Raw genomic sequence first — 9,836 nt, 5'->3', positions numbered from 1 at the left:
GCCGCGACCGCCGAAGCCGCCGGCGCCGCCCGCGCCACCACCGCCGAACCCGCCCGTGCCGCCCGACACGGTCGGCCCGGCCGTGACGATCGAACCGGTGTGGGCCGTCGACACGGTCTCGACCGAGTAGGCCGCCGGAGCCAGCAGGCCGCCCGTGAGCAGCACGGCGAGGGTCGCCGCCGTGAGCGCCCGGCCCCGTCGCGGCAGCAGCACGAGCACGGCGCCCACGACGGCGAGCGCGACGACGACGTACCGGAGCCACGGCTGCCAGGACTCCGCCCGTCCGAGCAGCACCCAGGCCCAGACGCCCGTGAGCAGAGCCGACGCCGCCAGCACGATCCGCACCCACGACCGGGCCCGTCGTCGCCACAACACGTCGGCCGCAGCCCCGAGGGTGACCGCGATCGCCGGGGCGAGCGCCACCGTGTAGTACGCGTGGAAGATGCCCGACATGAAGCTGAAGACGAGGGCGGTCAGCACCGTCCAGCCCCCGAACAGCAGCAGGGTCGCCCGACGCGCGGAGGTCCGGTGTCTCCAGCCGAGCAGCACGAGTGCCGAGACGCCGATCACGAGGGCGGCGGGAAGCAACCAGGTGATCTGGCCCCCGAACTCGCCCGTGAAGAGCCGGGTGATGCCGGTCTCGCCCCACATGCCTGTCGTGGCGGCACCGGTGCCGCCGCCCCCGCCCGTCACACTGCCGGTCTCGTCACCCGTGAGCCGTCCGAGGCCGTTGTAGCCGAAGGTCAACTCGAGGAACGAGTTGGTCTGCGAGCCGCCGACGTACGGCCGCATGCCCGCGGGCACCAGCTCGACGAGGGCGACCCACCAGCCGGCCGACACCACGACCGCACCGAGCGCGGCCAGCAGGTGCAGCAGCCGCTTGCGCAGCAGGACGGGCGCCGCGACGAGGTACACCCCGGCCAGTACGGGCAGGATGACGAACGCCTGCAGTTGTTTGGTCAGGAAGCCGAAGCCGATCGCCACGCCCGCCCAGACGACCCAACGGACGCGGCCCGTCTCGACGCCGCGCAGCGTCAGGTACGTGGCGAGGGTCAGCAGCAGCACGAGCAGCGCGTCGGGGTTGTTGAAGCGGAACATCAACGCGGCGACCGGGGTCAGCGCGAGGACTCCACCGGCGACGAACGCGGCGACGCCCGAGAAGTGCCGCCGCACCGTGGCCCAGACGAGTCCGACGGTCGCGACGCCCATCAGTGCCTCGGGCAGCAGGATGCTGAACGACGACAGTCCGAACACCCGGACCGACAACGCCATGACCCACAGGCTCGCGGGCGGCTTGTCGACCGTGATCGAGTTCGCGGCGTCGGACGAGCCGTAGAGGAACGCCTCCCAGTTCTGCGAACCGGCCTGCACCGCGGCCGAGTAGAACGAGTTCGCCCAGCCGTTCGCCGACAGGTTCACCAGGTAGAGAGCCCCCGTGGCGACCAGCAGCGCGAGGAACGCCGGTCGCTCCCACCGTGCCGCGTCCTCACGCCCGCGCACCAGGCGACGAGCGAGCGGACGGAGGCGCGGGCCGGCCGACCCGGACGGCGAGCGTCGATCGGTCAGCGGCACCGGCGTGGTCCCGGCGCTCATCGACCGACCACCGTGACGTCGTCGTCGCCGGCCACGGCGGCGACGCGGGTGGCGAGGTCGGACACGGGGTCGGCGACACCGACCCGCTCGTCGGCCGGTCCCGGCGTCACGTGCGTCGCCTCCGACCGGAACACCCAGACGCGCAGGAGCACGAAGCGCAGGACGGTCGCGACGAGGTTCGCGGCCGTCAAGACCAGCAGCTCGGCCTGCGCGTCGGCCGCGGGAGCCGCGGCGTGCAGCACGACGAGCGACCCCGAGGTCAGCACCCAGGCGAGGACGAAGACCATCAGCCCTTGCAGTTGGTGTCGCGCCACGCCCGACGCCCCCCGTACCCCGAACGTGAACCGCCGGTTGGCGGCCGTGTTGACCACGGCCGTGACGAGCAACGACACGAAATTCGCCGCCTGGGCCGGCATCACCTGCTGCGCGCCGAGGTAGAGCAGCGCGTACGCGGCGGTCGAGGCGGCCCCGACGACGCCGAACCGCACGACCTGCGAGAAGAACGTCGGAGGCGCGGGCGGCTCGAACGGACGCCTCCCGATCGCGTCGTACACCGCCTGGACCGGGATCGCGCCCCGGGCGATGCCCGTGCCCACGCGCAGCATCCCCTTGAGGTCGGCGGCGGCCGTGGAGACGATGTCGACCGAGCTGTCGGGGTCGTCGACCCAGTCGACCGGCACCTCGTGGATGCGCAGGCCCGAGCGCTCGGCGAGGATCAGCAGTTCGGTGTCGAAGAACCACCCGGTGTCCTCGACGAGGGGCAGCAGTCGCTCGGCGGCCTCGCGCCGGATCGCCTTGAAGCCGCACTGGGCGTCGCTGAACCCGACCCCCATCGTGCGACGCAGCAGGAAGTTGTAGCTGCGCGAGACGAATTCCCGCGTGCCGCCGCGCACGACCCGCGACGACCGGCTCAGCCGGGTGCCGATCGCGAGGTCGGAGTGGCCGGAGAGCAACGGTGCGACGAGCGGGCCGAGCGCAGAGAGGTCGGTGGAGAGGTCTTCGTCGAGGTAGACCAGCACGTCGGCGGGCGAGGCCGCCCAGACCTGCTTGAGGGCACGGCCTCGGCCCTTCTCGGCGAGGTGGACGGCGGTCACGCACCGCAGGCGTCGGGCGAGGTCGTCGGCGAGGGCCGGCGTGCCGTCGGTGCTGGCGTTGTCGGCCACGGTGATGCGCCAGGTCTCGGTGACGTGGCGGGTCAGATGGTCATGGAGGCTCGTGATGCTGGCCTCGAGGGTGGCGGCCTCGTCGAAGACGGGCACCACGATGTCGAGACGCAGGATGTCGGTGTCAGGCATGGGACCACGATCGGTCGCCACGCCATCAGCGGCCTCGCATCAGTCGATGGCGACGCCGCGGAGATCCTATGGGCCTTCCATGACGGGGGTCCCGCGATCAGATCGCGAGGGCCAGGGCCCCGAGCAGGCGGTCCAACGTCGGCACGCCCGGTGAGCGGAAGACCACCTCGCCGTCGTCCCGCGTGACCACGATGGTGGGCGTGCTGCGAACGTCGCGCCGTTCGGCGTCGGCGGGCCGGGCGGCGACGTCGGCCTCGTCGACGACGAGCGAGGGCAGGAGGTCCTTCGCCTCGGCGACGACCGCCCTGGCCGCGTGGCAGGGACCGCAGAAGGCCGACGTGTAGAGCTCGAGCATCATGCCGGGGACAACGAGGAGGCGCGGGGGAAACTTCCCCCGCGCCTCCTGCGGTCTGGTGAGTCGGTGCGGCCGGGGCCGCCGACGTCAGTTGTCGCGGTCGTCGTTTCGGTCTTCCGGGTCGACGACGGGGTCGCTGTCCTTCGCGTCGAGCGAGTAGTGGACCTGCAGTTGTTCGCCGACCATCTTTGCCTCGGTGGCGGTGTAGACGATGCCGGTCTCCATGCCGTCGACCAACACGAAATCGGTGATCTGCTCGTCGTACGAGCCGTCGGTGCTGATGCGGGTGTCGGTGGAGCCGTCGCTCGGACCGCCGTCGAAGAAGACGACGTACTCGGAACCCTCGGCCACGGTGGGCTTGCTGTCTGTCATGTCCACAGGTCTACCAGGAGGCACGGAGTCGGCGCCCAGCTTCGCCCGGCGACAATGCATAGCCAACCTATATAGCTTGGCTATACACTTGAGGGATGACTCCCCAGCCGACAGACATCTTGGAATCCCTCCTGACGTCGACCCATCGCCTGACGCGCATCGCCGCACAGGAGACCGGCCGCACCACCTCACCCGCCGTGTGGCGCACGCTCTCGATCCTGACGACCGACGGCGAGCTCCGCGTCGGGGACCTCGCCCGGGCCAGCCGCGTGTCGCAGCCCACCATGACCAAGCTCCTCCGGGGCCTCGCCGAGGACGAGCTCGTCAAGCGCATCGCCGACACCGACGACTCCCGGGCGTGGCTCATCGCCATCACCGACAAGGGCACGGCGGCGCTCGTCGAGTGGCGGGGGCAACTCGCCGACTCGCTCGGCGGCCTCTTCGCCGACCTGGACGACGACGAGTGGGCCGTGCTCGAGCACGCCACGCGCCTCCTGGCGTCGCGGGTCGGCCACCGCGCCGCCGGCCACGCGGAAGTCCACTCCGACGCCGAGGCGGTGTTCGCGTGAGCGCCTCTGCCTCGAGCTCCTCGTCCTCTTCCGGCATCGCGCACGAATCCGGGCCGAGCATCCTGAAGCAGCCGACCGCCGTGTGGGCCATCGCCTTCGCCTGTGTCGTCGCCTTCATGGGCATCGGGCTCGTCGACCCGATCCTCCCCGCCATCGCCGAGTCGCTGAAGGCCAGCCCGACCCAGACCGAACTGCTCTTCACGAGCTACCTCGCCGTCACGGGCGTGGCGATGTTCTTCACCAGCTGGGTGTCGAGTCGACTCGGCGCCAAGCGCACCCTGCTGATCGGGCTCGCCCTGATCGTGCTCTTCGCCCTGCTCGCCGCCACCAGTGGCGACGTCTGGTCGATCATCGGCTTCCGTGCCGGCTGGGGGCTCGGCAACGCCCTGTTCATCTCGACCGCCCTCGCGACGATCGTGGGCGCGGCGTCCGGCGGCACGGCCTCGGCGATCATCCTCTACGAGGCGGCCCTCGGACTCGGCATCGCCATCGGCCCCCTGATCGGCGGCCTGCTCGGCTCGGTCAGCTGGCGCGGCCCGTTCTTCGGCGTCACCACCCTGATGGCGATCGCCTTCATCGCGATCGTGCTGTTCCTCAAGGGCGACGCCATGGAGAAACCCACGCCCACGACGCTGTCGGCCCCGTTCCGCGCCCTGGGTCGCCCGGCCCTCGGCGCCCTTGCGGCGACCGCCCTCTTCTATAACATCGGATTCTTCGTCCTGCTCGCGTACACGCCGTACCCGCTGGGCTTCGGGGCTCTCGGCATCGGGTTCACCTTCTTCGGCTGGGGCGTCGGCCTCGCGATCACCTCGGTCTGGGTCGCCCCGCTGCTGACCGCACGCCTGCGTCGGACGACCGTGCTGCGCATCGCACTCCCCCTGCTCGCGCTCGACCTCGTCGCCGCCGCGGTCGTCGTCCGGACGCCGGCCGCCCTCGTGGTCTGCGTGGTGGTCGGCGGCCTGGTGCTCGGCGTGCTCAACACGGTGCTGACCGAGTCCGTCATGGAGGCGACCGACCTGCCCCGCTCGGTCGCGTCTAGCGCCTACTCGGGCGTGCGCTTCCTCGGCGGCGCCGTGGCCCCGCCCGTCGCGACCCTGCTCGCCGACACCATCGACCCGAGTGCCGCCTACGTGTTCGCCGCCGCGAGCGTCGCCGTCGCCTTCGTCGTCGTGGTAGCCGCCCGCGGGGCCCTGCGCCGGGTCGACGATGGCCCCGAACCGGCTCGCGTCGAAGCCGAGGCCATCGGAGCCGGCGAGGCGATCTGACCGCACCGCACCGCGCCTCCTGCCCTGGTCCCGTGCAGGAGGCGCGGTGCCGGAAGGGCACCGGACTAGACTCGCTGAATGGCTACGAGCAACGACCGACTGGTCTGGATCGACTGCGAGATGACCGGGCTCGACCTCTCGGTCGACGAACTGGTCGAGGTGGCCGTGGTCGTGACCGACTTCGACCTGAAGCCCGTGCACCCCGGCTTCGCCATCGTCATCAAGCCGGACCAGTCCGCCCTCGACAACATGGGCGACTTCGTCACAGAGATGCACCGCTCGTCCGGCCTCATCGACGAGATCCCGGACGGCGTCAGCCTCGCCGAGGCCGAGTTCGAGGTGCTCGAGTACATCCTGAAGTACGTGCCCACCGAGCAGCACGCGCCCCTCGCCGGAAACACCATCGGCACGGACCGCGCGTTCCTCGCCAAGTACATGCCGCGCGTCGACGGCCACCTGCACTACCGCAGCGTCGACGTGTCCTCGATCAAGGAGCTGGCCCGCCGTTGGTTCCCCCGCGTGTACTTCAACGCTCCGCAGAAACACGGCGGACACCGAGCCCTGGCCGACATCCTCGAATCCATCCGCGAACTCGAGTACTACCGCCGTGCCGGATTCGTCGCCGACCCGGGTCCCACCACCGAGGACGTCCAGGCGATCTCGAAGGCCGTCGTGGACGAATGGGCCCCCCGGCTGTAGTAGAGTCTTCTCGTTGCGATCGCCTCGGCAGTCGCCAGCATCGTCGGAAACGACACATGGTGGGTATAGCTCAGCTGGTAGAGCGCCTGGTTGTGGTCTAGGAGGCCGCGGGTTCAAGCCCCGTTACTCACCCAAAATGAAATCCCCTGCCCTCCGATGGGCAGGGGATTTTTTGGGTTCTGGGGCCTTCTGGTCTCGGATGCGCGAGCGCATCCGAGACGTCGAGGGTCAGGACTTCGCTGCGCTCGTCACGTTCAGGGCGGTGCGATGGCGACTCAGCTTCACTCGTCGGCTCAGGGGGCCAGGACGTCGGCGTGGGAGGGTGGTGACGTGGACGACGAACGACCGGCAGCAGGCATCGACCCGGCGGAGGTGAGCGCGGAGGCGTTCGACGCGATGGTGGTCGACCAACTCGATCTGCTGCCCGACGACATGGTCGACGGGCTCGACAACGTCGTGTTCGTCACGGAAGACCGCCCCGAGGACGGCACGCTCGACCTGCTCGGCCTCAACGACGGCGTCGCCCTGACCGAGCGTGGACAGTACGGCTTCGGCGAACTACCCGACCGGATCATCCTCTACCGCGAACCGCACCTCGCCGCCGTGGACGACCTCGACCAGCTCGCCGACGAGATCCACGTCACGCTCGTCCACGAGATCGCCCACTTCTACGGGATCGACGACCACCAACTGCACGAACTCGGCTGGGCCTGACGGAGGCCGCCGTCAGCCGATGATCTGGTACGTGAACCGGTAGGCGTCGGCCGGGAGGCCCTCCTCGAGGTCACCGACCATCTCGACGTCGAAGGCGTCGGGTCGCGAGACGACGAAGAACTGGGCCGACGCAGCCGTGTTCGACGCCGGACAGATCGAGACCACCGGCGCCGTCGCGAAGGGCTTCGAATAGCGGACCCGCACCTGCGTGCCGGGACGACGGGCCCGACCCGAACCGAAGCCGACCGTTCCCCTCAGATCGGAACCCGACAGGGTGGGAGCCGGGGCGCCGTCGCCGTTCCGCCCCATGGCCGACGCCACGGGAGAGGGGCCACCGAGGGCACCCAGCAACCGACGTCCCACCGCGAGGTCGCCACCCCAGGCCCAGAGCGGCCGAGCCTCGACCTCGCGTCGGTCGACGACGTCGACGGCCGAGCCGGTCGTGGCGATCCGTGTCGTCGGATCGACGGCGAACCGCGAGCCGTACCCGGCCCCCAACTCGACCCCTGCCTGCGTGAAGCGACCGAGACGGGTGCCCACCAGGGCGAAGTCGTCGCCCTTGGTCAGCCGCACCAGCACGGTCGACGCTCCGACCTGGGCAGGGTCCGCGCCGAGCAGGGCACCGCCGAGCAGTCGGATGCCGCCGTCGATGTCGACGCCACGACGTCGCCTCTCGTCGTGCTCGATCAGGGGACCCGGGCCACCGTAGATCGTCGGGGCGACGAACTCGATCTGCCGGACGTTGCCGATGCGCACGGTCGCGTCACCGCCCGATCCAGCCCGCTGCAACGTCTCGATGTGCGGGGCGATCAGCCTCACGAACTCGACGAAGTACTCGGCGGTCGAACCCCAGGCGAGATCGAGGGCGACGTTCGCACTGCCCTCGATGTGCAGGTTCACGCAGGTGAACGTGTTCGTGTTCGACCCACCCGACGCCGGTGACCGCACGACGACCGCGGCCGCGTCGGCCGACCCGCAGTTGTTGACGAAGAGGTCCGACCAGAGGTTGTTGTTGACGCGCTCGACGAGGAGGGCCGTTCCGGCCACGCCGGCCAACTGCACCCTGTCGAAGCGCGACTCGAACCCGTTCACGACCTGGACGAGGGGTGCCGCCGAGCCGTTGCCCTGCAGGGTCAGCCCCTCGAGCGTGACACCGTTCCCGTCGACGACGACCATCGGCCTCGTCGAACGGGCGAGGTGCCGGATGGTGACGCCACCGTCGGTCGAGGCCCCGTAGCGACTGACATCGGCCCCCGTGCCCTGGATCGAGACCAACAGGGGCACCGTGACGGAGTCGACGACGTAGGTGCCCGCCGGGACGAGCACACGCCCCCGGACCACCCTGGCCGCCTCGACGGCCGCGGCGAAGGCGGCGGTGTCGTCCGTCAGACCGTCGCCGACGGCACCGTGGTCACGGACGTCGACCCCCGTGCGGTCGTCCGACGTCCCGACCTCCGCAGCCGGCGCCGCCCCGGAACCGTCGGCAGGCGGCCCGTCGGAGGCCGGCCCGTCGTCGGCGCGAGCGGCACGGGCGCCGGGGGCGACGGCCGCGGCACCGGCCGCCGCGATGCCCGCCGCACCGACGAGCAGGAAACCGCGACGCGATCGGATCGGCGTCTGGTCGAGTGGATCGGTCATGACGGCAGGGTACACGAGCGTGGGTAATATATGCCTCACCACATGTCGTCAGAAGATCGGGTGCACACCATCGACCAGAACATCGCCTCTCGCCGTCCCGCCCCCGCCCACCGTCTCGACGTCCAGGCCCTCCGGGCCCTCGCCGTGACGATGGTGGTCCTCGAGCACGTCACGGGGCGGCCCGCCGGTGGATTCGTCGGGGTCGACGTGTTCTTCGTCGTGTCGGGGTTCTTGATCACGGGGCTCCTGCTGCGCGAGGCCGATCGTCACGGACGGATCTCGATCGCGGCCTTCTGGCGACGACGCATCCGCCGCATCGTTCCGGCGAGCGTCCTGGTGCTCGTCCTGGGCACGGCGGCCACCTGGCTCGTCGTCGGCTCGTCCCGCGGGGCGTCGGCGGCGATCGACGCGCTCTGGTCCGTCGCGTCCCTCGCGAACTGGCACTTCGCCGCCACCGGGACCGACTACTTCGCCGCGCAGGGCCCCGAGTCGCCCTTCCAGCACTACTGGTCCCTCGCCGTCGAGGAGCAGTTCTACCTGGTCTGGCCCGTCGTGGTCGTCGCCGCGGTCGCCGTCGCCCGGCGACGGAAGGGGCCGACCGTCCCGAGGGTCGCCCTGGGGGTCCTGCTGCTGGTGCTCGTGCTCGGATCGCTGGGGTGGGCCTGGCACCAGTCCACGACGTCACCGACCGTCGCCTACTTCTCGAGCCTGACCCGCGCATGGGAGCTCGCGCTCGGAGCGCTCCTCGCGACGGCGGCCCCCGCGATGACCCGGCTCCCCGCCGTCCTCCGTCCGGCCCTGGCGTGGGTCGGAATCGTCGGCGTCGTGGCCTCGGCCTGGGTCACGACGAGCACCGTCCCGTTCCCGGCCCCCGGCGCCCTGCTGCCCGTGGCGGCCACGCTGCTCGTCCTCGCCTCGGGCACGGGGTGCGCCGGCACACCGTGGCTCGGGCCCCTCGCCGGCCGGCCCGTGATGATCGTGGGAGACCTCTCGTACTCGATCTACCTCTGGCACTTCGTCGCCCTGGTCGTCGGCACGTCGTTGCTCGGCGACGAACCGGCCCGGCTCTGGCCGGCCGTCCTCGTGTCCACCCTCGTCCTGTCCGCCCTGACCTACCACTTGGTCGAACGGCCGCTCATCACCTCGCCCCTGCTCGAGCCGGCCCCGCCCGGGCACGCCTGGCGACGGTGGAGACGAGACCATCGATCGACCTACCGGCGCGGAGGTGCTGCGCTGCTCGCGGTGGCCGCCCTCACGGCCACCGCCCTCGCCGTGGACGCCGTCCGCCCCGCCGCCGCCCCACCCGTCCTGCCCTCCGCGGCGACCGACGGCGCCG

Annotated in this window: 10 protein-coding genes and 1 tRNA gene; 6 read left to right on the top strand and 5 right to left on the bottom strand. The window is 71.0% G+C overall.

Going from position 1 to position 9,836, the window contains the following annotated elements:
* The 4 genes from IFT36_RS13300 to IFT36_RS13285 all read right to left on the bottom strand — a co-directional run.
* The coding region (locus IFT36_RS13300) for an ArnT family glycosyltransferase (protein ID WP_200413369.1) at window positions 1-1,593 on the bottom strand (1,593 nt) is incomplete at its 3' end.
* Window positions 1,590-2,888 carry a bifunctional glycosyltransferase family 2/GtrA family protein gene (locus IFT36_RS13295; protein WP_200413368.1) on the bottom strand — a complete coding sequence of 433 codons (1,299 nt, stop codon included), beginning with the start codon at window positions 2,886-2,888 and terminating at the stop codon, window positions 1,590-1,592. The genes IFT36_RS13295 and IFT36_RS13300, both read right to left, overlap by 4 nt.
* A 97-nt stretch (window positions 2,889-2,985) precedes the next feature.
* Entirely contained in the window at window positions 2,986-3,246 is a 261-nt protein-coding gene (locus IFT36_RS13290; RefSeq protein WP_200413367.1) for a thioredoxin family protein, read from the bottom strand.
* Window positions 3,247-3,330: 84 nt separating this feature from the next.
* Complete coding sequence (locus IFT36_RS13285) at window positions 3,331-3,615, bottom strand: oligoribonuclease (protein ID WP_157485491.1); 285 nt, start codon at window positions 3,613-3,615, stop codon at window positions 3,331-3,333.
* Window positions 3,616-3,710: 95 nt separating this feature from the next.
* Between IFT36_RS13285 and IFT36_RS13280 the strand changes: the two genes are divergently transcribed.
* From IFT36_RS13280 to IFT36_RS13260, 5 genes are all read left to right on the top strand, one after another.
* Entirely contained in the window at window positions 3,711-4,184 is a 474-nt protein-coding gene (locus IFT36_RS13280) for a MarR family winged helix-turn-helix transcriptional regulator (protein WP_192122687.1), read from the top strand.
* Window positions 4,181-5,449, top strand: a complete 1,269-nt coding sequence (locus tag IFT36_RS13275) for an MFS transporter (protein ID WP_192122688.1) — start codon at window positions 4,181-4,183, stop codon at window positions 5,447-5,449. Before IFT36_RS13280 ends, IFT36_RS13275 begins: the two co-directional genes overlap by 4 nt.
* Window positions 5,450-5,527: 78 nt before the next feature.
* Window positions 5,528-6,148: an oligoribonuclease gene (gene orn / locus IFT36_RS13270; RefSeq protein WP_123571875.1), complete on the top strand. Its 621-nt coding sequence runs from the start codon at window positions 5,528-5,530 to the stop codon at window positions 6,146-6,148.
* Between the two features lie 59 nt (window positions 6,149-6,207).
* Window positions 6,208-6,280 (top strand) — tRNA-His (locus IFT36_RS13265).
* A gap of 264 nt (window positions 6,281-6,544) precedes the next feature.
* On the top strand, window positions 6,545-6,862 hold the full coding sequence (locus tag IFT36_RS13260) for a metallopeptidase family protein (RefSeq protein WP_249408634.1): 318 nt from the start codon (window positions 6,545-6,547) through the stop codon (window positions 6,860-6,862).
* A 12-nt stretch (window positions 6,863-6,874) separates the two neighbouring features.
* On the opposite strand, the gene IFT36_RS13255 is transcribed toward IFT36_RS13260, so the two are convergent.
* The gene (locus IFT36_RS13255; protein ID WP_200413365.1) at window positions 6,875-8,500 is read right to left on the bottom strand and encodes a glycosyl hydrolase family 28-related protein; all 1,626 of its coding nucleotides are present in this window, start codon (window positions 8,498-8,500) and stop codon (window positions 6,875-6,877) included.
* 42 nt (window positions 8,501-8,542) lie between these two features.
* Here IFT36_RS13255 and IFT36_RS13250 point away from each other — a divergent pair.
* Window positions 8,543-9,836, top strand: a 1,294-nt coding sequence (locus IFT36_RS13250; protein WP_200413364.1) for an acyltransferase family protein, incomplete at its 3' end; no start/stop codon positions are given.

It is taken from the genome of Frigoribacterium sp. CFBP 13605 (genome assembly GCF_014839405.1).
In the GTDB taxonomy this organism is placed as follows: domain Bacteria; phylum Actinomycetota; class Actinomycetes; order Actinomycetales; family Microbacteriaceae; genus Frigoribacterium.
This window is presented reverse-complemented; position numbering and strand designations above follow the sequence as displayed.

Coding starts and splice junctions, on each gene's coding strand:
- IFT36_RS13295 (WP_200413368.1), bottom strand. CDS start 2,888: ATGCCTGACACCGACATCCTGCGTCTCGACATCGTGGTGCCCGTCTTC.
- IFT36_RS13290 (WP_200413367.1), bottom strand. CDS start 3,246: ATGATGCTCGAGCTCTACACGTCGGCCTTCTGCGGTCCCTGCCACGCG.
- IFT36_RS13285 (WP_157485491.1), bottom strand. CDS start 3,615: ATGACAGACAGCAAGCCCACCGTGGCCGAGGGTTCCGAGTACGTCGTC.
- IFT36_RS13280 (WP_192122687.1), top strand. CDS start 3,711: ATGACTCCCCAGCCGACAGACATCTTGGAATCCCTCCTGACGTCGACC.
- orn (WP_123571875.1), top strand. CDS start 5,528: ATGGCTACGAGCAACGACCGACTGGTCTGGATCGACTGCGAGATGACC.
- IFT36_RS13260 (WP_249408634.1), top strand. CDS start 6,545: ATGGTGGTCGACCAACTCGATCTGCTGCCCGACGACATGGTCGACGGG.
- IFT36_RS13255 (WP_200413365.1), bottom strand. CDS start 8,500: ATGACCGATCCACTCGACCAGACGCCGATCCGATCGCGTCGCGGTTTC.